The organism is Streptomyces sp. NPDC001796 (assembly GCF_042892355.1).
In the GTDB taxonomy this organism is placed as follows: Bacteria; Actinomycetota; Actinomycetes; order Streptomycetales; family Streptomycetaceae; genus Streptomyces.
Genome location: NZ_JBIAUC010000003.1, coordinates 539,600 through 563,176 on the forward strand (window position 1 = coordinate 539,600; position 23,577 = coordinate 563,176).

Annotated in this window: 18 protein-coding genes and 2 pseudogenes; 10 read left to right on the forward strand and 10 right to left on the reverse strand. The window is 72.6% G+C overall.

Features of this window, described 5'->3' with window-relative positions; all coding sequences use genetic code 11:
• Nucleotides 1-30 precede the first annotated feature (30 nt).
• Complete coding sequence (locus ACFYZE_RS09235; RefSeq protein ID WP_388990425.1) at nt 31-540, reverse strand: SRPBCC family protein; 510 nt, start codon at nt 538-540, stop codon at nt 31-33.
• Between the two features lie 68 nt (nt 541-608).
• Complete coding sequence (locus ACFYZE_RS09240) at nt 609-1,439, reverse strand: DeoR/GlpR family DNA-binding transcription regulator (protein WP_388990427.1); 831 nt, start codon at nt 1,437-1,439, stop codon at nt 609-611.
• A 276-nt stretch (nt 1,440-1,715) separates the two neighbouring features.
• On the opposite strand from ACFYZE_RS09240, the gene ACFYZE_RS09245 reads away from it, so the two are divergent.
• Nucleotides 1,716-4,100 (forward strand): hypothetical protein, encoded by a 2,385-nt coding sequence (locus tag ACFYZE_RS09245; protein WP_388990428.1) that lies wholly within the window; start codon nt 1,716-1,718, stop codon nt 4,098-4,100.
• Here ACFYZE_RS09245 and ACFYZE_RS09250 read toward each other — a convergent pair.
• From ACFYZE_RS09250 to ACFYZE_RS09265, 4 genes are all read right to left on the reverse strand, one after another.
• Complete coding sequence (locus tag ACFYZE_RS09250; RefSeq protein WP_388990430.1) at nt 4,070-6,508, reverse strand: right-handed parallel beta-helix repeat-containing protein; 2,439 nt, start codon at nt 6,506-6,508, stop codon at nt 4,070-4,072. The genes ACFYZE_RS09245 and ACFYZE_RS09250 overlap by 31 nt on opposite strands.
• A gap of 117 nt (nt 6,509-6,625) precedes the next feature.
• On the reverse strand, nt 6,626-7,231 hold the full coding sequence (locus ACFYZE_RS09255) for a hypothetical protein (RefSeq protein ID WP_388990432.1): 606 nt from the start codon (nt 7,229-7,231) through the stop codon (nt 6,626-6,628).
• 315 nt (nt 7,232-7,546) lie between these two features.
• Nucleotides 7,547-8,374, reverse strand: coding sequence for an MOSC domain-containing protein (locus tag ACFYZE_RS09260; RefSeq protein WP_388990434.1), 828 nt, complete (start codon nt 8,372-8,374; stop codon nt 7,547-7,549).
• A gap of 46 nt (nt 8,375-8,420) precedes the next feature.
• A complete protein-coding gene (locus tag ACFYZE_RS09265; protein ID WP_388990436.1) occupies nt 8,421-8,894 on the reverse strand; it encodes a DUF6643 family protein in 474 nt (157 codons plus the stop codon).
• Nucleotides 8,895-9,200: 306 nt separating this feature from the next.
• Between ACFYZE_RS09265 and ACFYZE_RS09270 the strand changes: the two genes are divergently transcribed.
• The gene (locus tag ACFYZE_RS09270; protein WP_388990438.1) at nt 9,201-10,418 is read left to right on the forward strand and encodes a TerD family protein; all 1,218 of its coding nucleotides are present in this window, start codon (nt 9,201-9,203) and stop codon (nt 10,416-10,418) included.
• Between the two features lie 30 nt (nt 10,419-10,448).
• Here ACFYZE_RS09270 and ACFYZE_RS09275 read toward each other — a convergent pair whose 3' ends face one another.
• The gene (locus ACFYZE_RS09275; RefSeq protein WP_388990440.1) at nt 10,449-11,624 is read right to left on the reverse strand and encodes a glycosyltransferase; all 1,176 of its coding nucleotides are present in this window, start codon (nt 11,622-11,624) and stop codon (nt 10,449-10,451) included.
• A gap of 56 nt (nt 11,625-11,680) precedes the next feature.
• On the opposite strand from ACFYZE_RS09275, the gene ACFYZE_RS09280 reads away from it, so the two are divergent.
• Both ACFYZE_RS09280 and ACFYZE_RS09285 read left to right on the forward strand, forming a co-directional pair.
• Nucleotides 11,681-12,466: a glutamate racemase gene (locus ACFYZE_RS09280; protein ID WP_388990442.1), complete on the forward strand. Its 786-nt coding sequence runs from the start codon at nt 11,681-11,683 to the stop codon at nt 12,464-12,466.
• Between the two features lie 91 nt (nt 12,467-12,557).
• Nucleotides 12,558-13,103 (forward strand): hypothetical protein, encoded by a 546-nt coding sequence (locus tag ACFYZE_RS09285; protein WP_388990444.1) that lies wholly within the window; start codon nt 12,558-12,560, stop codon nt 13,101-13,103.
• A 115-nt stretch (nt 13,104-13,218) separates the two neighbouring features.
• Here ACFYZE_RS09285 and ACFYZE_RS09290 read toward each other — a convergent pair whose 3' ends face one another.
• Nucleotides 13,219-14,268, reverse strand: a complete 1,050-nt coding sequence (locus ACFYZE_RS09290; RefSeq protein WP_388990446.1) for an O-antigen ligase family protein — start codon at nt 14,266-14,268, stop codon at nt 13,219-13,221.
• A 223-nt stretch (nt 14,269-14,491) separates the two neighbouring features.
• Between ACFYZE_RS09290 and lnt the strand changes: the two genes are divergently transcribed.
• The 4 genes from lnt (at nt 14,492) to ACFYZE_RS09310 (ending at nt 19,482) form a co-directional block, all read left to right on the forward strand.
• A complete protein-coding gene (lnt, locus tag ACFYZE_RS09295) occupies nt 14,492-16,156 on the forward strand; it encodes an apolipoprotein N-acyltransferase (protein WP_388990448.1) in 1,665 nt (554 codons plus the stop codon).
• 9 nt (nt 16,157-16,165) lie between these two features.
• Nucleotides 16,166-16,645 carry an NUDIX domain-containing protein gene (locus tag ACFYZE_RS09300; RefSeq protein WP_388990450.1) on the forward strand — a complete coding sequence of 160 codons (480 nt, stop codon included), beginning with the start codon at nt 16,166-16,168 and terminating at the stop codon, nt 16,643-16,645.
• 54 nt (nt 16,646-16,699) lie between these two features.
• A complete protein-coding gene (locus ACFYZE_RS09305; RefSeq protein ID WP_388990452.1) occupies nt 16,700-17,488 on the forward strand; it encodes a 3-hydroxybutyrate dehydrogenase in 789 nt (262 codons plus the stop codon).
• A 68-nt stretch (nt 17,489-17,556) separates the two neighbouring features.
• On the forward strand, nt 17,557-19,482 hold the full coding sequence (locus tag ACFYZE_RS09310) for a helix-turn-helix domain-containing protein (RefSeq protein ID WP_388990454.1): 1,926 nt from the start codon (nt 17,557-17,559) through the stop codon (nt 19,480-19,482).
• 83 nt (nt 19,483-19,565) lie between these two features.
• Here the strand turns inward: ACFYZE_RS09310 and ACFYZE_RS09315 are convergent, their stop codons facing one another.
• Entirely contained in the window at nt 19,566-20,948 is a 1,383-nt protein-coding gene (locus ACFYZE_RS09315) for an MFS transporter (RefSeq protein WP_388990456.1), read from the reverse strand.
• Nucleotides 20,949-21,304: 356 nt separating this feature from the next.
• Between ACFYZE_RS09315 and ACFYZE_RS09320 the strand changes: the two are divergent.
• Nucleotides 21,305-22,184: pseudogene (locus ACFYZE_RS09320) on the forward strand (universal stress protein).
• A 262-nt stretch (nt 22,185-22,446) separates the two neighbouring features.
• A complete protein-coding gene (locus ACFYZE_RS09325; protein ID WP_388990458.1) occupies nt 22,447-22,935 on the forward strand; it encodes a hypothetical protein in 489 nt (162 codons plus the stop codon).
• A 311-nt stretch (nt 22,936-23,246) separates the two neighbouring features.
• On the opposite strand, the pseudogene ACFYZE_RS09330 reads toward ACFYZE_RS09325, so the two are convergent.
• Nucleotides 23,247-23,546, reverse strand: a pseudogene (locus ACFYZE_RS09330) (glycoside hydrolase family 65 protein); the annotation flags it as partial.
• Between the last annotated feature and the right edge of the window lie 31 nt (nt 23,547-23,577).

A 23,577-nucleotide genomic window follows, 5' to 3' on the forward strand; every position in this document is an offset into this window, starting at 1 on the left:
TGCTGCTCGAAGAGCTCGGGGGAGTGCGTCTCAGGCGTCGCCAGCCGGGCGCCCGTCCTGTTCGGAGCCCTGACCGGCGAGCCTGCGGTCCAGGGCCGTCACCGCACCGCGGAAGACCCGTGCCAGGGCACCGCGCGACAGTCCCGTCAGCAGACGGAACAGAGCGTTGCCGTCGGCAGCCCACGTCCACTGCACACGGGTGCCCGTGCCGGCGGGGGCGAGCCGCCACTCCTCGAGCAAGGCGTGGATGCCGGGGACGGTAGCCTCGTCGACCCGGTACGCGTACAGCTCGTCGGGCTCGGCCGCGACGATCGTCTCGCGAAAGCGGGTGCCGCCGGCGAGACGCACCTTCCGTCCCGCGCCCTCGTCGATGAGACCTATGGACCTCACCGCGGGAAACCAGTCGCTCCAGCCGGGGACGTCGTCGGCGAGGGCCCGGAAGACCACCTCGGGGGAGGCGGCCATCTCCTCGGCGAACACGAGCCGTACGGGAGCGGTCCGCGTGAACGCGAGTCCCACGGGGCGCAGGCGGTGTGCCATGGACGAAACCTCCTCGCGGAACGTGCGCGAACGGAAGCCGGCTCCGCCTCACCTTAGCTGACGCGCTGTCAGCTGTCTGCGCCTTCCTCGGACTCTCCCGCGACCACCAGCCGCCGCAGATGCTCCGAGATCTCCATCCGCGCGTCCGTCGGCAGTCCGGCGTCGGTCACGAGTGTGTCGACCTCTTCCAGCGCGGCGAACGAACTCAGGCCCACCGTGCCCCACTTGGTGTGGTCGGCGACCACCACCACACGCCGTGCGGACTGCACGAGCTGCCGGTTGGTCTCGGCCTCCGCCAGGTTCGGCGTGGACAGGCCCGCTTCCAGTGATATGCCGTGCACTCCGAGGAACAGCACGTCGAAGTGGAGGGAGGCGATCGCCCGGTCGGCGACAGGGCCCACCAGCGAGTCGGACGGGGTGCGCACGCCGCCCGTCAGGACGACCGTGGCCGCGCCCTGCCGCTGGCCCGAGGTGCGCTGCGCGGCGTGGAAGACGTCGGCCACCCGCACCGAGTTGGTGACGACGGTCAGATCCGGCACGTCGAGGAGGTGCTGGGCCAGCGCGTACGTCGTCGTGCCACCGGACAGCGCGATCGCCGTGCCCGGAGTCACCAGCTCGGCCGCGGCCCGGGCGATGTCCTCCTTGGCCGTCAGCTCCAGGCCCGACTTCGCTTCGAACCCCGGTTCGTGCGTACTGGCTTCCACCACGGGCACCGCGCCGCCGTGCACCTTCTCCAGCACGCCCTGGCGGGCGAGCGCGTCGAGATCGCGGCGGACCGTCATGTCGGAGACGCCGAGCTTGCGCGTCAGCTCGTTCACGCGGACGCCGCCGCGCCGTCGCAGCTCGTCCAGGATCAGGGCACGGCGCTGCTCCGCGAGGAGGTTCTGATTCTCGCTCACGTCCGCTCCGTCCCCTTTCATCCCATCACGCCCCACATGTCGCCTATATCGGCTCCGACGAGGTCATTCTCCCGCCGCCGGCACCGCGGACGCCCCATCCTCGCACGCCTCGCCGCAGGTGGCGCCATCGCCCGCCACCTGGGATCCTTCCGTCCTCCCCGCCGCTGTCACACATATCGGGGAGATTTCGCGCCGGCAGGTGTGCGCCACCGGCACAGCGGAGAACCTGTCGCTGCCCGGGAGACACCGTACGCAGCACGGGGGAAGAGCGGAACAGTGGAGCGTGCACGGGAACACGAGGGGGAGCGCGGCGACTTCGCCGAGCCGTCCGCGCCGGCCGGAGCGGCCCTGGAACTCCGGGTCCACGGAGTCGGCGGCACCACGCCGGAGGAGATGCTCGGCGATCCGCGCACGGTGAGGATCACCGGTGACGAGACGGCCGCGGTGTACCGGCGCGCCGACGACGCCGACGCGGAACGGCGGCCGGGCGACCACCGTGACGAGCCGGTGCCCGAGGCGTACGTCTGGTGCAACCTGACCTCCGGGAACGCCGCACGCGCCCTGTGGCTGTTGCTGCTGCCGTTCATGGTCGCCAATCTCGCCCACTGGATGCGCCCCACGGCCATCGGCCGGCGGCGGACCGTCCGCCTGTACGGAGTGATCATCCGGCTCGTCGGCCTCTCCCTGACCGTGCTGCTGGTCGCCGCCGCCTGCGAGGTCGCCCTGGACCTGGTGGCCTGGCAGTGCGCGGGTACGCGCGCGTGCGCGGAGCGCCACACCTGGCTCGGCTTCCTCTCGCCCGCCGTCTCCGGCCACGGCTGGTGGAACCGGCCCGGCAGGCGCCTCGCCCTGGCGTCGCTGATGCCGACGGCGCTCACCTGCCTGCTGTGGTACCTGTCGCACCGCACCTGGAGCGCCTACGAGTCCCAGCAGCCGATCTCACGCGATCCCGGGCCCGACGACGACTCCCACCGTGCCCCGCTCGGCCGCCCCGGGTTCTGGTACGGGCGCCGGCTGGTGGCCCGGCTGCGCGCCGCGCACACCGCCGCCGGCTTCCTCACGGTCACCGCTGCGCTCGGCGGCAGCGCCGCCCGCTACGACCGCCGCCATGGCTCGGTCCAGCTGGAAGTGCTCGGCTGGCTGCTGCACCTGGTGTTCCTCGCGGGCGCGGCGATCGTGCTGTGGGTGGTGTGCCGCCGGGGACGCTCGGAGAACCGGCTCGACAAGGATCTCGACCGGGCCCTGGTGCGATGGCTGCCCGCCGGCGCCCTTGCCCTGCTCGTCCTGACCATGGTGTACGCCGCCTGGTCCCGACCCGGCTGGCACTCGTCGGGCCGGCTGCCCGGCGACGCGGCGTTCGGCGCGCTCACCCTGACGCAGGGCGTCCTGGTGATCGCACTCGGTGTCGTCGCCCGCGTCCTGTACCGCACCCACCCCGACACACGCACCGCGATGCGCGGACAGGCCGGACCCGCCGTCGCGCTGCTGGCCTGCGCGCTCGGCGGCGTGATGTCCGGCGGCGTGGCCCAGCGGGTCGCCGACTGGCTGGACGGCACCGGGAACACCCTGGCCGGCCCGTCGGCCCTGCTGACCTGGCAGGCGTCCACGATCCCGCCGCTGCTCCTCGTCCTGCTCGTCCTCGCCGGCCGGCTGGCCCGGCGCACCTGGCTGCTACGGCGGGCCGAGACCGCCGCGGTCGAAGCGGAGTACCCGGGGGAGCCCAGGGACACGGCCCGCACCCTGCGGATCGCGCACACGCGCGCGATGGCCGCCTTCACCGACCGGGCACCGCTCGTCGTCGCCGTCACCTCCGCCATGACGCTGCTCCTGGGCGCCGTCGCCCTGGCGGGGGCCTTCGCCACCGGCGACACTCCCGAAGGCGCCGCACGCGAGAGCCCACCGTTCGTCCGGGCCGCCGCCGAAACCTGCCAGGGCCTCGGCTCCTGGCTGATCGGCATCGGATTCCTGCTCTTCGTCACGTGGGGTCGCCGCGCCTACAAGGACGCCTCCGCGCGCCGCACCATCGGCATCCTGTGGGACGTCGGCACGTTCTGGCCGCGCGCCGCCCATCCCTTCGCCCCGCCCTGCTACGCCGAGCGCGCCGTGCCCGACCTGACCTGGCGCATGGCCACCTGGACGAGCTCCACCGGAGGGCGCCTGGTCCTGTCCGGGCACTCCCAGGGCAGCGTGCTGGCGGCGGCCGCGGCCCGGCAGCTGGGGCCCTCCGTGCGCAGGCGGGTGGCCCTGCTGACGTACGGCTCACCCCTGGAGCGGCTCTACGGGCGCTGGTTCCCGGCGTACTTCGGCCCGGCCGCGCTCAGCTCCCTGCACCGCGAGGTGGACTGCTGGCGCAATCTGTACCGCCTCACCGACCCGATCGGCGGACCGATCCGGCTGCCCGGCGACTGCGGCCCGCAGGTGGACCACCCACCGCTCAAGGACCCGCTCGCCTACGGCCGGACCCCCGAGCACCCGCTGCCCGCGCCGATCCTCGGGCACGGCGACTACCAGGCGGATCCCGCGTTCGCCGAGGAGCGCGAGCGACTGCTGGCGCGCCTCAGACCCGGGCTGCCGGCGCCGCGGGAGGCGAACACCTCCTCGGCGCCGGGCGCGGCGCCCGGCGGGCGCGCTCAGGGCAGCTCCGGCAGGTCCTCGGGGTAGAGCAGGGACAGGTCGTCGGTGCTGGCGTCCGCGAGCTGGGCGACCCGGCCCGCGTGCCGCTCCACCATCGCCTCGAACGTCTGCCGCGCGGTCCGGCCGTTTCCGAACGTCGGCCCCTTCGGGATCGCCGTGAAGTACTTCAGCAGCGCCTCGGCGGTCCCCGGTCCGAGCCGGTACTCGTGCTCCTCGGCCTGCTGCTCGACGATCCGCAGCAGTTCCTCCGCACCGTAGTCGCCGAAGGTGATCGTCCGCGAGAAGCGCGAGGCGACACCGGGGTTGACGGACAGAAAGCGTTCCATCTCCGCCGTGTAGCCCGCGACGATCACCACCACCGCGTCGCGGTGATCCTCCATCAGCTTCACCAGCGTGTCGATCGCCTCACGCCCGAAGTCCCGCCCCGAGTCCTCCGGCGACAGCGCGTAGGCCTCGTCGATGAACAGCACTCCGCCGCGCGCCCGGTCGAATGCCTCCTGGGTGCGGATGGCCGTGGAACCGATGTGCTCGCCGACCAGGTCGACCCGGGACACCTCCACGAGGTGGCCCTTCTCCAGGACGCCGAGCGAGGCCAGAATCTCGCCGTAGAGGCGGGCGACCGTGGTCTTGCCGGTGCCGGGGGAGCCCGTGAACACCAGATGCCGCCGCACGGATGCCGCCTTCAGGCCCGCCTGCTGCCGGCGACGCCCCACCTCGATCATGTCGGTGAGGGCCCTCACTTCGCGCTTGACGCTCTCCAGGCCCACCAGCGCATCCAGTTCGCCGAGCACGTCCTGCGAGGTGCGCGCGGGCCTCGGCTGCTCGGGGGCCGGCGCCACGAGCGGCTCCTGCTCGGTGGTGCGCTGGCTCGGAATGCCCAGCAGACCGGGCGACGGGCTCGTCGTCTGCACGGCCGTCTCCTGGGTCACCGCGGGCCGCAGCCCGGCGCTCTCGTCGCTGGTGCAGTCCTCGACGACCGCACCGCCCCCACCGGGCGCGCCCGGGCCGCCGTCCGCGAACTCGTAGCCCCCGCGCGCACACCGCTCCGTACGGCACTTGCGCAGCGTGGCGCGGCAGCCGTCGATCACATGGAAGCCGTAGCCGCCGCTGCCCGTGACCCGGCAGTTCAGGAAGCTGCCCCGGCCCTCCGCCGAGACGTAGAAGCCCGCCTCCGCCGGCGAGGTCACCGTGCAGCGCTCGATGGTCGGGTCGGCGCCCTTGGTGACGATCACGCCGGTCTGGGTACCGTCGATGGTGCAGCCGGACAGTGTGCCGCCGCTGCCGTGGTCCCGGAACCAGGCCCCCGTCGCGGCTTCCCGGATGCGGCAGTCGTCCAGTTGCGCGGTGGCACCGTCGCTCACCGACACCGCCGTGTTGCGCACCTGGGAGAGGTCGCTGTCCACGACGTCCACCCGCGAACCCCGGTCCAGGACGAACAGGGCGTCCGGCACGTCGTGCACCCGGCAGGAGTCGAGCACCGCGGTCGCGCCGTCGCTGACCCACACCGCCGGGTAGTCCCCGGTGCTGTCGAAGATCTCGCACTGGTTGGCGTCCACGCGGGTGCCCGGGTCCCACACCGACAGGCCGTTGCGGCCGAACTGCCGCACCGTCGTGCGGGTCAGTGTGAGCACCGAGCGGGACCTGAGGTCGACCGCGTTCTCCGGGATGTCGTGGATGCGGCAGTCGGCCAGGGTGAGCACCGCGTCGGTGTCCATGGTGACGCCGTCCGCGGTGGTGCGGTGCACCTCGCAGTCCGTCAGGTGGGCCGTGGCCCGCCCGGTGATCTGCACACCGGAGCCCCTCACCTCGTAGACCTCGCAACCGACCGCCTCCAGCGAGGTGTTCTCGCCGGTCGCCGAGAGGCCGGCGCCCGAGGTGTGGTGCACCCGGCAGCGCTCGAGGCGCGGGTGCGCTCCGCCTCGCACGGCGACGCCGGACTGGGCCGCCGCCACCACCTCGCACTCCTCGAACACCCCGCCACCGCCGTCCAGGACGGCGATGCCGACGCCGGCCGGATTGTCGACCGTGCAGCGCCGCACCGTGGGGCGAGCGTTGCCGCGGACCTCGATGCCGGCCGCGGAGCGTGTCATGACCCGCACGTCGACCAGCTCCGGTGTGCCTTCCTCCACGAGGAGCGCGGGCGCCGCCGCGTCCTGCCCCTCGATGTGCAGGTCCTGGACCACGGCGGAGGCGCGCACGGTCAGCGGCACGCCGTCCACCGGCGCGATGCGCACCGAGCCGGGGGAGCCCTCGGGTCCACGCAGCGTCACCGCCCGCTGGACGACGAGGTTCTCCCGGTAGGTGCCGGGCGCGACGGTCAGGACGTCCCCGTCGCCGGCGGCCTCCAGGGCGGCGGCGAGTGACGCGTATTCACCCGTGCGGCGCCGCCACCGCGATGTGCCGGTGTGCGTCACCTGGACCGTGCCCTGTGCCATGGCGCTGCTGTGCCCCTACCTCGTTGCTCACGCGGGTTCTCGCGAAGATGCCGGACGGCCCGGCGGGTCCACCGTAGCGTGCGGGGACGAGGCCGGTTGACCGGAGGCCGAACGCCGTCAACTGCCCGCGCCGGTACGGCCCCAGTCCGGGCCCGCCTTGTCCCACGCCTGGTCCCAGCGGGCGTAACGGCGGAGGACCAGGCGCCAGACGATCAGCCGCCGGCAGCCCTCTATGAGTCCCGCGGTCAGCGCGGCCACGCCGAAACCGGCCAGCACGGCGTGCGTCGTGGCGGTGGCGCTGTCCAGCGGGCGGGCGGTTATTCGGCCGTGGCCGTCGGTCCAGAGCGGGAAACGGTCGCCCGGGTGCGGGGAGGACAGGGTGGCCAGAACGGCGCCGTGCTGTGCGGTGCCGTCCGGGGCGGTCCAGTCGGCGAGAACCCGGCTGTGCGCGTCCCGGGTCGTCGAGGAGTCGGGATCGGGGTCCAGCGGCCCTCGGTTGAGCTGTTTGACGACGGTGGCCGCCACCTGGTGACGGCTGTGCTGCTGGTCCCGAGCGGAGCGCTGCAGGGAGTCCTGGGCGACCGAGCCGATCAGCGACCCGGCGGCGGGCGCGGCGACGAGGATCAGCAGCAGGGCGACCAGCGCCACCCAGGCCTCGATCAGGTCGGTCGTACGGCGCAGCGGATTGTGCCGCCAGCGCCACAGGCCGTTGATTGCTCGCACGTCCCGCACCCCCTTCCGCGTCCGTGATAACCCCCGCACCCGGCCGTTCACTCTCGAGGCCGGGGAAGAGAGAGGGAAATCACCTCTCTCCCGCCCCGCACGCCTCTCACGAACTTCTCACGCGGACTCAACGACCGCGGCCCTCGCCCGGGTTCCCACCCGCGCGCGGCATCGTGGCCTTTCCCGCCCCGGGTTCGGAGGGATCCTGCCCGCACGACGGCGCGGGCAGCCGGAGACGGCTCGGCCCGGTCAGGGAAACGGCCGGAGACGATTCGGCCCGGCCGGGGAAACGGCCGGTGCGGCCGGCCGACCGCCCTACGCGAGGATCGTGACCGGGTCGCCGATGCGGACCACGCCGGTCGTCTCCGGTACGAGGTTCTGCCCGAAGGCGAGTTGGCCGCCGAAGCGGCGGTGGCGGGCGAGCGTGCGCAGCGGCTCCTTGCCCCGCTCGGCGGTGCTCTGATCCGTGGTGGTCACGACACAGCGCCCGCACATCTTGGTGACCCGGAACGCGACCTCGCCGATGGAGATCCGTGTCCAGTCGTCCTCGGCCCAGGGTTCGGTTCCGGCCACGACGAGGTTCGGCCGGAACCGGTTCATGGGCAGCGGGCCCTCGTCGGCGTGATCGCCCTGCGCGATCAGGGAATTGAGAGCATCCAGGGAGGCCACCGAGGCGAGCAGCAGCGGGTAGGCGTCCGCCAGGCTCACGGTCTCGCCAGGACGCCCGTACGGCGGGTCGTCGATCGGGCGGCGGGTGGCCGGGTCGTCGAGGTGGACGAGGGTCACACGCTCGCCCAGGAAGGCGCTGAACCACTCGCTCGCCTCAGGGCCTGCGGGGACCGTCTCGATCTTCTCTCCCGCCCACTTCGCGGTCGTCGTGCCGACGGGATCGGGCACGGCGACGGTCAGCGGCTCAAGGGCTTCCGCGGACACCCGGACACCGCCCCCGGGCAGCGGCTCGGCGGCCGCCAACGCCAGAGTCGGGCGCTCGCGCTGGGTGACGACCCTGCCGGTGTCGTCGACCAGTGCCCAGCGCCGGTCCCCGGCCAGCCCCCATGGCTCCACCACGGCCTCGTGGGGCGCCTGGCCCCGCAGTGCCTTGACCGGGTGGACGTGAATCGAGTGCAGCGCTGAATTCGGCATGAGGCCATCGTGCCACCGGCATCGACGGCCTCATCCGGTTCGCGGATCAGTACCCGCGGTACTGCTGCCCGTTGGTGTACGGGTCCTGGTAGGGCGCCGGGGCCGGGCGCTGCGCCGCGGGACGCATCGACTCGTAGCCCGAGGCCATCGGGCGCGGCTGCTGCATCTGCTGCATCTGCTGCATCTGCTGCATCTGCTGCATCTGCTGCGGGGCCGGGTAGCCGCGGGGCCCCGCCTGCTGCGGGATGTACGCGGTCGGGGCCTGCTGCAACGGTGCGGGCTGCGGTGTCTGGGGGTAGCCGTACGCCGGGGCCTGGTGGGAGGGCCCGGACGGCAGCGCGGGAAGCGCCGACGGCAGTGCGGGCAGGCTGCTGCCCGGCGTCTCGTAAGCGGAGGGGACCCGGATCGGAGCGATCTGCGGGGTGCCCCGCTCGGCGACGAGCTTGTCGTAGATCGGAGTGTCCGGGAAGGGCGACGCGGAGTAGTAACCGCCGCCATAGGTGGAGCGGGGGGAGGTCATGGGACATAAGTTAAGCCCACGATGTGCTGGTTGGGGAGACCGATAAGAGGGTTGTTTTCCGTGTCCGGGGTGACGCGGGATCCCCAATGCGAGCGAACTTGACAAAAAGGGGCAGCAAGCCGGTTCTGGATCGTGTAAAGGCCGAGTTCCGAGTGGGTTACCGGCGGTTGCTCCGCGGTCTTGCGGGGCGGGTCGCGGGAGTTCGGGCCCCGGGGGGAATAGGTTGGCCCCACGGATGCGAGGCACGGATGCGCGGCGCTGCCCGGGCCCCGGTCCCGGCGTGGCTACAGGTGGATGGGGGCGGACATGTCGATGGCGAAGGGGTCCAACCTTCAGGTGCCGACCACGGCGCTGCGCGTCGAACTGGGCCGGCGTTCCGGACCGGGCGTGCCCGACGCGGACGCCTCGGCGCTGCTTCTGGTCTCCGGCAGGGTCCGTACGGACGGAGACTTCGTCTTCTACAACCAGCCCGCGCATCCCTCCGGCGCGGTGCGCCACGAGGGCAAACGGGACCTGGGCGGCCAGGTGACGGACACCCTCCTCGTCGACCTCACGCGCGTGGAACCCGAGGTCGAGACGGTGGTGCTCGCCGCCTCGGCCGACGGCGGCACCTTCGGCCAGGTGCCAGGCCTGTACATCCGGGTGCTCGACGCCCGGCAGGGCACTGAGGTCGCGCGCTTCGACCCCGCCGCCACCGTCGAGACGGCGTTCGTGCTGGGAGAGTTCTACCGCCGCCAGGGCGCCTGGAAGTTCCGCGCCGTCGGCCAGGGCTACAGCAGCGGACTCGAGGGCCTGGCCACGGACTACGGGATCACCGTGGACGAGCCGCAGCGCGCCGCGCCCCCGCCTCCGCCGCCCGCCCCGCCGGCGGCACCCCCCGCCCCGGTACGCCTCACCAAGGTCACGCTCACCAAGCAGGCCCCCACCGTCTCGCTGGCCAAACAGGGCGGCTCCTCCGGAGCGATGCGCGTCAACCTCAACTGGCAGGTGCGCGGGCAGTACTCCGGAGGGGGCCGGGAACAGGGCCGGGCGGTACCCCGTCACGCGGACCTCGACCTGGACCTGTGCGCCCTGTACGAGCTGTCCGACGGCCGCAAGGGCGTAGTCCAGGCGCTCGGCAACGCCTTCGGCTCGCTGCACCGGCCGCCGTACATCCACCTCGACGGCGACGACCGCACCGGAGCCCTGGACGCGGGCGAGAACCTCACCGTCAACCTGGACCACAAGGACCGCTTCCGGCGCATCCTCGTCTTCGTGACCATCTACGCAGGCGCCCGGTCCTTCGCCGACCTGCACGCCACGGTCACGCTCCAGCCGCAGCACGGCGCCCCCGTCGAGTTCTTCCTGGACGACTGCACGGTGCCCTCCACCGTGTGCGCGCTCGCCCTCATCACGAACACCGGCGGCGACCTGGTCGTCCAGCGCGAGGCCCGCTATCTCGTCCCGGAGCGCGGGGTCAGCCCGCAGCGCACCGTCGACCGGGCCTACGGGTGGGGCATGAACTGGACGCCCGGCAGGAAATGACCGGATCGCGTGCGATCGCCTCCGGCCCGCTCACTGCTCGTCCAGCACCGCGTCCGGGCGTGCATATGTGCGACCCTTCCATGCCGCGCCGCGCCCCCGGTAGTGCTGCACCGCCGAATCGACCGTCATCAGCAGGTACAGGAAAGCGGTGACCGTCAGCAGCGGAGCGAGCCACAGCGGCTGACGGTAGTAGCGCAGCATGGGCACGTACGTCGCCGTCATCACCGCCTTCGCGAGCCCGCCCACCACCAGGGCCGCCACATCGCCGGTGACGATCCCGGCGACCAGCGCGACGGACGGCACCAGGTAGACGATCGAAAGTCCGAGCACCGTACCGACGAGCAGCAGCGGACTGTGTCTGAGCTGGGCGTAGGCACTGCGCGAGACCATCCGCCACAGGTCGTGCAGCCGCGGGTACGGGCGCACGCTGTCGACCCGGTCGGCAAGCCCCAACCAGATGTGGCCGCCGCTCCGCTTGACCGCGCGAGCGAGCGCCACGTCGTCGATGACGGCCTGCCGGACGGCGTCCGGAATCCGCGCCCGCTCGGCGGCGTCGGCCCGCAGCAGCACGCACCCGCCCGCCGCGGCCGCCGTCCGCGACCCCTTCACCGCGATCCGGCGGAAGGGGTACAGCTGCGAGAAGAAGTACACGAAGGCGGGCACGACGAGCCTCTCCCACACGCTCTCCACCCGCAGCCGCGCCATCTGGGAGACGAGGTCGAAGCCGCCGGTGCGCGCGGCCGCCACCAACTCCCGCAGGCTGTCGGGCGCGTGGGCGATGTCGGCGTCCGTCAACAGCAGATACTCGGGCGCACGCGCGCGTGCCAGTCCGATTCCGTGGCGTACGGCCCACAGCTTGCCCGTCCAGCCCGGAGGAGGCTCGCCGGGGGAGCCGACGGTGAGCGGCAGCCCGCCGTGCCGCTCCGCCAGCTCGCGGGCCAGCTCCCCGGTGCCGTCGGAACTTCCGTCATCGATCAGGAAGACCTCGGCGCGCCCGGGATAGTCCTGCGCGAGCAACGAGGGGAGACTGTGCGGGAGTACGGCGGCCTCGTCCCGAGCCGGTACGACCACACAGACGGACGGCCACTCCTCGGGGTCCCGGCGCGGCGGCAACCGCACATCCGTACGCCAGAAGAAGCCCTGGCCGAGCAGCAGCCACAACCAGGCTGCCAGTGACGCGACGGCGATCCAGACAACGGCACTCACCCGTGGCAGTCTGCCCCACCACGGGGTCCGTTGGGCGCATCGTCTATGGTTGCCGGGTGAAGATCGCGCTCATGGACTCCGGAATCGGACTGCTGCCGGCCGCCGCCGCGGTACGCCGTCTGCGGCCGGACGCGGACCTCGTCCTCTCCTGGGACCCCGACGGGATGCCGTGGGGGCCGCGCACACCGGAGGACATCACGGAGCGGGCACTGGCCGTCGCGGAGGCCGCCGCCGCCCACGGTCCCGATGTCCTGATCGTCGCCTGCAACACCGCGTCCGTGCACTCGCTGCCGGAGATGCGCGCCCGTTTCGAACCGGACCTGCCGATCATCGGCACGGTCCCGGCGATCAAGCCGGCCGCCGCGGGGGGCGGACCCGTCGCGATCTGGGCCACGCCCGCGACCACGGGCAGCCCCTACCAGCGGGGGCTCATCGAAGAGTTCGCGGACGGCGTGACGGTCACCGAGGTGCCGTGCCCCGGACTCGCGGACGCCGTGCACCACGCGGACGACCCGGCGACCGAGGCCGCGATCGCCGCCGCCGCGGCGCTCACCCCGGACGATGTCACGACCGTCGTGCTCGGCTGCACCAACTATGAACTGGTCGCCGACCGCATCCGCGAAGCCGTGCAGAAACCCGGCGCGGTGCCGCTCATCCTGCACGGAAGCGCCGGGGCGGTGGCCGCGCAGGCGCTGCGCCGCATCGGTGAGGTCCCGGTGCCGGAGGCTCCCGCCGAGGGCGGTCTGACGGTCCTGTTGAGCGGTCGGGAGGGCGTACTGCCGGCCGAGGCGCTGGCGTATCCCGAGGGCAGGTTCCTGCAGGCGGTCAGCCCCGCGCGGTGAGCGACGCGGGCGGGGCGACCGGCTCTTGGCCCGAACCGGTGACGCCGCACGATGCGGTGCCCCCGTTACGGAACATGGGTACTCTCGTGGCATGAGGGACCACCCCCACGGCGACGAAGCCCCGCACCCCGACATCTGGACCGGGCGGGCGACCAATCGGGCGCAGTGGCTGGCGGCACTCGTGGGTGCGGCCTGCATGGCGCTCGGTATCGAACTGGCAGTCGACTCCGCCTGGACGTCCGGCGTCGCGCCGCTCGTGATGTCGGTCGTGGGCTGTATCGCGGCCGGCCTGCTGGTTCTCTTCGGCACGCTCGCGTTCGTGCACGTCGCCGTCAAGGTCGACAAGGAATGCCTCGAGGTGCGGTGCGGCCACATCGGTGTGCCGCGCCGCCGCATCCCCCTCGCCCACGTCGCCGGTGCCGAATTCGTGCCCCGCGTCACACCACGCCAGTGGGGAGGCTGGGGCTACCGGTGGCGACCGGAGAAGGGCACCGCCGTCGTCGTACGGCGCGGTGAGGGTCTCGTACTGCGTCTGTGGGACGGTCACACCTTCACGATCACCGTGGACAACGCCGAGACGGCGGTACGGGTCATCCGCGCCCGACTGCATCCGACGCTTCCCGGCGCCACGCACTGACTGCCGCCTTCCCTCTCCCCTCTTACTCGTATTACTCGACTCTTACTCGTGTTACTCGACGTACCGGCTCGGCTACCTCTGCGTCGGCGGGCGGTATCAGTGGCCGGCCTCCTCTTCATCGGTGCGGTGGCTCCTCGTCCACCAGTGGACGCGCGGTGGCGATCCCGGCCAGGAGTCCCGCTCCCGCCGTCACCGACGTGAAGCTCAGCGCGTCGCCGAGCGACGCGATCACTGCTAGCGCCGTCAGTGCGGCGCCCGCCGTGAGTGCGAGCGGAGTGGGGCGCCGGGTGCGCCACAGCGCGTACAGAACCCAGCAGAAGACCGCCGCGAGCAGGGCCGCGCCGAGCAGCCCCTCTTCTGCGGCCTGCTGAAAGGGCGCGGAGTGCGGTTTGCCGTCGGGCAGGAGGGACTGCGCGGCCGTGACGCTCAGATCCCCGAAGCGTCCGGGGCCCACGCCCAGCGCGGGGTCCTGGTGCACCAGCGCCAGGGCGTCGTGCCAGAGCAGTACCCGGTGCCGGCTGAGCTGGTCGGTCAGGAACGCCCTGAGCCCGTCGGGCAGGACGTCCTGGGTGATCCCCCAGGTGAGGCCGGTCACCAGGGCCGCCGCGAGCCCGAGAGCGGCGAGTGCCGGGGCGCGGTGCCGGGTCCGGTCGGCGGCGAGCGAGCACAGCAGCACCCCGGTGCAGGCCACGAGCCCGGTCGTGGAACCGATCGCCGCCGCGACCACCGCGATCCCGGCGGCCGACAGGCGCAGCACCAGCCGTGCCGCGGGGGCCCGGGCGGCCCAGGCGGCGCAGCACGCCGCCCCCGAGGAGAGCGCCAGCAGCGCTGCGGTCCCGCCGGTGTGCCCGAGCGGCACGGCGAACTGCGGGCCCACCGCGACGTGCGGGGCGGCCACGGTGATTCCGACACCGGCCAAGGCGCCCGTGACGGGTGCCGCGACCGGGAGCAGCGCCCCGAAGATACGTCCGGACGCGTATCCCGCGGTGACCGCGAGCACCGCGAGCAGGACGCCCTCGGGCCTGCCGCCGTGGGCGGCGGCCGTGATCAGCGACCACACGGCGCACGCGCCCAGCACCAGGACGCCCGCCGTGTCCGAGGCGTTCCGTCTCTCGTCCTCCGTGTCCGCGGCCCTGGCCTCGGACTTCGTTCCCGTGGATCCCACTGCCGCCCCCTGCCTTGACGGACCCGACCGTCCCGGCCGCCCCGTCCGGCCGTGGTGCAGAGCTCCGGCACACCGTATCGGGTGATGCGCCGGTTTGTGGACGGGTTGTGCAGAAACGATGCAGCAGGGTGCGGACCCATGTCCGGGCAAGGGGCGGGACCGACCATGGTGCAGGCACCGGCCGCGCTGTCCGCGCCGTGGTGGCGCGCCGTAGACTCCCCGGGTGACCGTCACCGCAACATCCGTGGGCGAGCCGGAACAGCTCGAGCCCGCGGCCGCACCAGCACCCGCCCATGGCGTACGCCGGGTGCGGCGTGTCGTTCCGGCCGCCGCCGCGCCGCTGTCCGGCGTGCTGCTCTACGTCAGTTTTCCGCCCCGGACACTGTGGTGGCTGGCCCTTCCGGCGTTCGCCGTCTTCGGCTGGGCCCTGCGTGGCCATACCTGGAAGGCGAGTCTCGGTCTCGGCTATCTGTTCGGCCTCGGCTTTCTGCTGCCGCTGCTCGTGTGGACCGGTGTCGAGGTCGGCTCCGGACCGTGGCTCGCACTCGTCGCGGTGGAAGCGATCTTCATCGCGCTGGTCGGCGCGGGCATCGCGCTGGTCTCCCGGCTGCCCGCCTGGCCGGTGTGGGCGGCGGCCGTGTGGACCGCCGGAGAGGCGGCACGCGCGCGCGTGCCGTTCGGCGGCTTCCCCTGGGGAAAGATCGCCTTCGGTCAGGCGGACGGTGTCTTCCTGCCGCTCGCTGCGGTCGGCGGTACCCCGGTGCTCGGCTTCGCGGTCGTCCTGTGCGGCTTCGGGCTCTACGAGATCGTGCGGCTCGTCCTGGACTGGCGGCGCACCGGAAACGCGCTGCGGCGCGGGGCGGCCGTCGCGGCGCTGATCAGCGTCGCCGCTCCCGTGGTGGGCGCCGTCGCCGCGCGCTCCCTGGTCAGCGACAAGGCGGAGGACGGGACCGCGACCGTGGCCGTCATCCAGGGCAACGTGCCGCGCTCCGGACTCGAGTTCAACGCCCAGCGGCGCGCCGTCCTGGACTACCACGCGCGGGAGACCGAGCGTCTGGCCGCCGAGGTCGAGGCGGGCAAGGTCGCGCGGCCGGACTTCGTGCTGTGGCCCGAGAACTCCTCCGACGTCGACCCCTTCGCCAACCCCGACGCCGCCGCAGTGATCGACCGCGCCGCCAAGGCGATCGGAGTGCCCATCTCGGTCGGCGGCGTCGTCGAGCGGGGCGGCAGGCTCTACAACGAGCAGATCCTGTGGGACCCGGCCAAGGGCCCCGTCGACACCTACGACAAGCGGCAGGTGCAGCCGTTCGGCGAGTACCTTCCGCTGCGCTCGTTGCTGAACGCCGTCAACCCCGACTGGACGGCGATGGTCCGCCAGGACTTCAGCCGCGGACACAAGCCCGGAGTGTTCACCATGGCGGGCGCCAAGGTGGGGCTGGTCACCTGCTACGAGGCGGCCTTCGACTGGACGGTGCGCTCGACCGTCACCGACGGCGCCCAGCTGATATCGGTGCCCAGCAACAACGCGACCTTCGACCGCAGCGAGATGACCTACCAGCAGCTCGCCATGTCCCGGGTGCGGGCGGTGGAGCACAGCCGCACCGTCACCGTCCCGGTGACCAGCGGCGTCAGCGCCATCATCATGCCCGACGGGAGGATCACCCAGCGCACGGGCATGTTCGTCGCCGACTCGCTCGTCCAGAAGGTGCCGCTGCGCTCCTACACGACCCCCGCCACCCGGCTCGGCACCCTCCCCGAGATGATCCTGGTGCTCGTGGCGGCCGGCGGCCTCGGATGGGCGGCGGCGTCGGCGGCACGGGACCGCCGCGACCGTCACGTCCGGGCCGTCCGTCCCGAAGACGCGGGAGTGGCGGAACCGACCCGCTAGGGTCGGCCCATGGCTACTCCCGACTTCATCCGGACCATCCGGGCCTCCGCCGGTCATCAGCTGCTCTGGCTCCCCGGCGTCACCGCCGTCGTCTTCGACGACGACGGCAGAGTGCTGCTGGGGCGCCGGGCAGACACCGGCCGGTGGTCTGCGATCGGCGGCATCCCGGAGCCGGGGGAGCAGCCCGCGGCCTGCGCCATACGCGAGGTCTACGAGGAGACGGCCGTGCGCTGCGTCGCCGAACGCGTGGTTCTCGTGCAGGCCCTGGCTCCGGTGACCTACGCCAACGGCGACACCTGCCAGTACATGGACATCACGTTCCGCTGCCGGGCCGTCGGGGGCGAGGCGCGCGTGAACGACGACGAGTCGCTGGAGGTCGGCTGGTTCCCGGTGGACTCTCTGCCGGAGCTCAACGAGTACGGCCTGCTGCGGATCAAGCAGGCCCTGTCGGAGGCACCCACATGGTTCGACCCCACCAATCCACTGTGAAGTATGGGTGGTGACCATATGGGGTGGGGTACCGGCACTGCTTAGGGTCGGCACATGACCGCGCCCCACCCCCACACCACTTCAGTCGATCTCGGCGGACGCACCGCCCTCGTCACCGGCGCCGCCGGCGGAATCGGCCGCGCCTGCGCGCTGCGGCTGGCCGCCGCCGGGGCCAAGGTGAGAGCGGTCGACCGGGACGCCGCCGGCCTCGACGCCCTCGCCGGCGTGGCCCGCGACCTCGCGGGCACCGTCGAACCACACGTCCTGGACCTCACCGACCTGGACGCCGGCGAACACGCCGCCGCCGGCACCGACATCCTCGTCAACAACGCCGGGATCCAACTGGTCCGGCCGCTCGAGGACTTCCCGCCCGACGTGTTCCACACCGTCCTGACGGTGATGCTGGAGGCCCCGTTCCGGCTCATCCGCGGAGCGCTGCCCCATATGTACGGGCAGGGCTGGGGCCGTATCGTCAACATCTCGTCGGTCCACGGGCTGCGCGCCTCCCCGTACAAGGCGGCGTACGTCTCCGCCAAGCACGGGCTGGAAGGGCTCTCGAAGACCGCCGCCCTGGAAGGCGCCCCGCACGGCGTCACATCGAACTGTGTGAACCCGGCGTACGTGCGAACCCCCCTGGTGGAGAAGCAGCTTGCCGACCAGGCGCGGGCGCACGGGATTCCCGAGGAGCGCGTGCTGTCCGAGGTGCTGCTGCAGGACAGCGCCGTCAAACGGCTGATCGAACCGGAGGAGGTCGCCGAGGCGGTGGCCTATCTGTGCAGCCCACAGGCGTCCTTCATCACCGGCACCTCGCTGGTCCTTGACGGCGGCTGGACCGCCCACTGAGCAGGGACATGTCGGAAGTTGTCCACAGGCCCGGTGGGTCCGGGCCGGTCGTGGGCCATTCTGGGGGCATGTCTCGCGATCACGTACAGTCCGCGCAGCGCCCCGGCACCGGCGCCGAGGCGCCCTTCCTGGAGCTCCTGGCCCGGGGCGCGTCGGCCGACGCCTACGAGCAACCGGTGCTGCTCGCCCGCGCTGAGGGCCTGCCGTCCGAGCGCATCCGCGCGCTCGAGCAGGCCAAGCGGCTCGCGCTGCACGTGCGCGCCGAGATGGAAGGCAGACGCCGCCGCGAGGCGGAGCTGTCCGCGCTCTTCGAGACCGCCCACGACCTGGCCGGGCTGCGCGATCTCGACGCCGTCCTGCAGGCGATCGTCCAGCGCGCCCGCTCCCTGCTGAGCACCGACGTCGCCTATCTCACCCTGCACGACGAGGCCGCCGGCGACACCTATATGAGGGTCACCGAGGGGTCGGTCGCCGCCCGCTTCCAGCAGCTCAGGCTCGGCATGGGGGAGGGGCTCGGCGGGCTCGTCGCCCAGACCGCCCGCCCCTATGTGACGCCCGACTACTTCGAGGACGACCGCTTCCAGCACACCCGGACGATCGACACGGGCGTGCGTGACGAGGGGCTCGTGGCGATCCTCGGCGTGCCGCTGATGATCGGCGCACAGGTCATCGGAGTGCTGTTCGCCGCCGACCGGCGGGCCAGGGTCTTCGAGCGGGAGGAGATCGCGCTCCTCGGTTCGTTCGCGGCGCTGGCCGCCGCCGCCATCGACACCGCCAACCTCCTCACCGAGACACGGTCGGCCCTGGACCGGCTCGCCCGTGCCAACGAGATCATCCGCGACCGCAGCGCCGTCATCGAGCGCGCCTCCGACGTCCACGACCGGCTCGCCGAACTCGTCCTGCGCGGCGGCGGCGTCCACGACGTGGCGGCGGCGGTGTCCCAGGTCCTTGACGGCACGGTCGAGTTCACCGAGGCGGACGGCGCGCCCGCCGCGCCCCTGGAGGCATCCCGTGCCGAGGGCCACGCCGTACGGCACGAGGACGACTGGATCGCCGCCGTGACCGCCGGCGGTGAACTGCTCGGCGCGCTGGTGCTGCGCGGCCATCCGGGGCTCGACCCCGTCGACCAGCGCACCCTGGAGCGCGCCGCGATGGTCACCTCCCTGCTGCTGCTCGCCCGCCGCTCGGCCGTCGAGGCCGAACAGCGTGTCCGCGGCGAGCTGTTGGACGACCTGCTCGATGCCCGCGACCGCGATCCGCGCGTGCTGCGCGAGCGCGCCGCCCGTCTGCACGCGGACCTCGACGCCACCCATGTGGTGCTCGCCGCCCGCCTGGACGGCGCCGCCGCCGACGCCGACCAGGAAGCGGCCGCGCGCCGCCGCCTGTGGTCCGCGGCGTCCCATCTGGCGGCCACACGGCGTGGACTCGCCGCCGCCCGCGACGGCGGTACGGTGCTGCTGCTGCCGCTCGAGGCGGGCGACACGGCGACGGACCTGGCCCGCCGCACCGCCCGGCACCTCGGCACCGCGGTCCACGAACCGGTCACCGTCGGCGCCTCCGCCCCCGTCGAGGACCTCGCCGGCCACCCCGACGCCGTGGCCGCCGCATACGCGGAGGGACAGCGTTGCCTCGACGCCCTTCGCCTGCTGGGCCGTGCCGGAGACGGGGCCGCCGCCGAGGACTTCGGGTTCCTGGGACTCCTGCTAGCCGGGGACCGGGACATCGCCGCCTATGTCGAACGCACGATCGGCGAGGTCGTCGCCTACGACGAACGGCGCGGCACGGACCTCGTCCACACCCTCGACGCGTACTTCGCCTGCGGGATGAGCCCGGCCCGCACCAAGGACGAACTGCACGTCCATGTGAACACGGTGGCGCAGCGCCTGGAGCGGGTGGGCCGGCTCCTCGGCGACGACTGGCAGAGCCCGGCCCGCGCCCTGGAGATACAACTGGCGCTTCGGCTGCACCGGTTGTCGTCCCGGCCCGGACACTGAGGGGCTCACTCGGCACGCCGCCGGCACGACGCGCACCGGCCCCGCACGCGTGAACGCACGGGGCCGGCCGGGAAGACTCGGACTCAGACGGTCCGCGCGTCGGCGGCCCGCGCCCCCGAGACTTCGGCGTCCGCGGACTCCACCCGGGCAAGGTCGCGATCGCGTGTCTCCTTGGCGACACCGACGGCGATCAGGGTCAGAACGGCGGCGGCGATCACGTACAGGGCGATCGGCGTCGAACCGCCGTAGTCCGACAGCAGCGCGGTCGCGATGAGCGGGGCCGGAGCGCCCGCCGCCACCGAGGCGAACTGGGCGCCGATGGACGCGCCCGAGTAGCGCATGCGGGTCGCGAACATCTCGGAGAAGAAGGCCGCCTGAGGCGCGTACATCGCCCCGTGCAGCACGAGGCCGACGGTCACGGCAATGATCAGGTTCCCGAAGCCGCCGGTGTCGATGAGCGAGAAGAACGGGAACATCCACAGGCCGACCCCGGCCGCGCCCAGCAGATACACGGGCCGGCGGCCGATCCGGTCCGACAGCGCGCCCCAGGCCGGGATGACGGCGAAGTGCACGGCGGAGCCGATGAGGACGGCGTTGAGGGCCGTCTGCTTCGAGACGCCGGCCGACGTGGTGGCGTAGACGAGGATGAAGGCGGTGATCACGTAGTAGCTGATGTTCTCCGCCATGCGGGCGCCCATCGCGACCAGTATGTCCCGCCAGTGGTGACGCAGCACGGACACCAGCGGCAACTTCTCCGGACCGCCGTCGGAGGCCGCCTTACGGGCCTCGGCCTGCGCCAACGCCTGCTGGAACACGGGCGATTCGTCGACGGAGAGACGAATCCACAAACCGACGATCACCAGCACTCCGGACAGGAGGAACGGAATGCGCCAGCCCCAGGAGCCGAACGCGTCGTCCGAGAGCACAGCGGTCAGCAACGAGAGCACACCTGTGGCGAGCAACTGCCCGGCCGGCGCGCCGGTCTGCGGCCAGGAGGCCCAGAAGCCTCGGCGCCGCGCGTCGCCGTGCTCCGACACGAGCAGAACGGCGCCGCCCCACTCGCCGCCGAGCGCGAAGCCCTGCACCAGACGCAGCGTGGTGAGCAGCACGGGCGCGGCGCTCCCGACGGTGGCGTGGGTGGGCAGCAGCCCGATGGCGAAGGTCGCCCCGCCCATCAGCAGCAGACTCAGCACCAGCAGCTTCTTGCGCCCGAGCCGGTCGCCGTAGTGCCCGAACACCAGGGCCCCGAGCGGCCGGGCGGCGAAACCGACCGCGTAGGTCAGGAACGACAGGAGCGTGCCGACCAGCGGGTCGGAGTCGGGGAAGAAGAGCTTGTTGAAGACGAGCGCGGCGGCGGATCCGTAGAGGAAGAAGTCGTACCACTCGATGGTGGTGCCGATGAGGCTGGCGGCGACGATACGGGGGAGCTTCGCCGGGGGTGGGGGAGCGGTGGTTCCGGAGGCCATGTGCGCCACTTCCTCGTGTGCGGTGGGGACGGGTACGTGCTGGCACACGGTAGGAAGATGCAGGTCAGAGGCGTATGTGGTGGGACACCATAGTTCCGGGTGTCGAGGTGCGTTCGCCCAACATGAGGGCGCCGCGGTCGGGCGCGGCAAAAGGGCGCACGGCGCTTCGCCGGAAGACGCCGGCGCGTCGCAGCCTCGGCCCTGTACCTCGGGCGTCCCAGGGGAGCGACCCGTCGGAACCCGGCCGAAGGTCCTCGTCGCAGGGCCATCGCGCCTGTCGCGGGCCTCACCGGACGGTGCGACGGTGGTGACAGGGGGTCCTCACAGTGAGCTGCGACGGGAAGGCGGTGGGGACGATGGAGCTGCCCCTGGTTGTCGGCGCCGACGGTTCGGAATCCAGTCTTCGAGCGGTGGACTGGGCTGCGGACGAGGCGGCGCGCCACGGACTGTCGCTGCGGCTGCTGTATGCCTCCCTCTGGGAGCGCTACGAGGGCAGCCGGCCGTCCTTCAGCACCGAGCGTCCCTCCGACGAGCTCATGGCGGAACACATCGCCGCGTCCTGCGCGGAGCGTGTCGAGCGCCGCGATCCGGAGGTGAAGGTGTCGGCCGAGGTGCTGCCCGACGAGGCCGCGCACGCGCTGGTCCAGGCGAGCCAGGAGGCGTTCGCCGTGGTGGTCGGATGCCGGGGCCGGGGTGAGATCGCCGGGCTGCTGCTGGGTTCGGTGAGCCTGGCGGTGGCGGCGCGCCGCCGTGAGCCCGGTCGTCGTGGTCCGTGGTCCCGAGCGGAACCGGGACGGCCGCCTCGGACGGGTGGTGGTCGGTGTCGGGGACTCGCCCGAGAACGAGGCCGCCGTCGACTTCGCCTTCCGTGAAGCCCAAGCACGCGGCTGCGCCCTTCACGCCGTCCGCGCCTGGCGCCGTCCGGCCCATGAACACCGGGACAGCCCCCTCATCGTCGACGACGCAGGCACCGCGCACGAGGAAAGGGCCGCCATCGCCCTCACCGAGGCGCTGCGTGAGACCGAACGGGAGCATCCCCGTGTTCAGGTGCACCCCCGCACGGTGCAGGGACCTGCGCACGAGGTGTTGCTGGACGCCGCGGCGGACGCGGACCTTCTGGTCGTCGGCGCGCAGCGGCGGACCGGCCACCACCTCTGTCTGCAACTGGGCCGGGTCGCCCACGCCGTACTGCACCACGCGGACTGCCCCGTCGCCGTCGTTCCTCACCGTTCCTGAAGAGAAAAATGGGTCTACCGGGGCGGCGCTCAAACGGGTTGCAGGGCCCTTACCGGTCCGGTCGGGTCCGTACCACGCCACGGTGGGCACGAGGCGCAAACCACTGTTGCGAGGAGGTCACGCCATGCGGACACCGCATCTTCGGGGACACCGGCCTCCGCATCAGCCGGGGCGGGGGCGGCATGCCAGGGCAGTGGACTGTCGGCGAAATCCCCTCGAACGACCGTCGGACCGCTTCGAGCGCAGGCTCCGGGTCCTGGTGATGGCTGTGCTCGCCGTGGCCGTGCCGATGGCGGCGTGGGTCGCCGGAAGCACGACCTACAACCATGACAGCCAGCTCCGGCAAGTGCAGATGGCTGAACGACACCCGGTCACGGCACGGCTGCTGTCCGATGCCCAGGACGGCGGCGACGGCACGGACGGGACCCTCAGCTCTCATGCGTCGGTCCGCTGGAGCGATGCCCGCGGGACCCACGCCGCTCCGGTACCGGTGGGGGCATGGCAGCGGAAAGGAGACACGGCGACCGTGTGGCTGGATGCCCACGGCCACGTCACCACGCCGCCTCCCACGTCGGACTCGGCAGCGCTCGCCGGCGTCGAAATGGGCTTCGCTGCCGCGGCGGGTGCTGTCCTGGTAGTGGGCGGCGCGTGGAAAGGCGTCCGCGTCCGCCTCGATCGCCGCCGCTTCGAGCAGTGGGATCGGGAGTGGGAGATCGTGGAACCACGGTGGACGGGGCGTCGCGCCCGGTGAAGGGACTTTGGCCGACGGGTAGCGGTCGCCGTTCAGTGCCCCGACCCGACGCCCCGGTCGCCGCTGGCTGGTGACGGCGAAGGTGCTTCCGGTGCCGCGCGGGCGTCCCCCTCCGGGCCCGCTCGACGAGATCTGAGGCCGGGCCCTCGTTCGGCTCGTTTCGACGCCCACCTTCTCCGGTCCTCCCGTTCGCCGCATCCCCCTGGCGCGCCACCCCGAAGTCGCGCAGCGTGGAGGTGAACGACGGCATCCGGCGTGGCCGACGAGAAGGCCGCGAAAGAGGTGAGACCCATGGGCACGGACCTAGGTCGCCGGGTGCGGCGCTCCAGCAGGCCCGTGGACAGGTGAAGGACCTGGCGGTGGTCGAGCACGGTGCCCGTGTCCGGCGTGAGCCACTGCTGCCCGGTGAGGCGGTAGCGCAGCGGCAGCCAGTTGGGAAGATTGACCAGGTCCTCGTTCTCGACCCGGCGGCCCGCCACGTGTGAGACGAGCCTGTTGTAGCAGCCGGCGGCATACGTGCCCGGGTAGTGCACGTCGTCCGCGGCGCACTCGGGAAGCGTCCCACGGGTGGCGAAGTAACCGTTGCCCAGCGTGCACAGGGACTCCCGCAGGCGCTCCTCGGCGGGCTCGTAACCCTCGTAC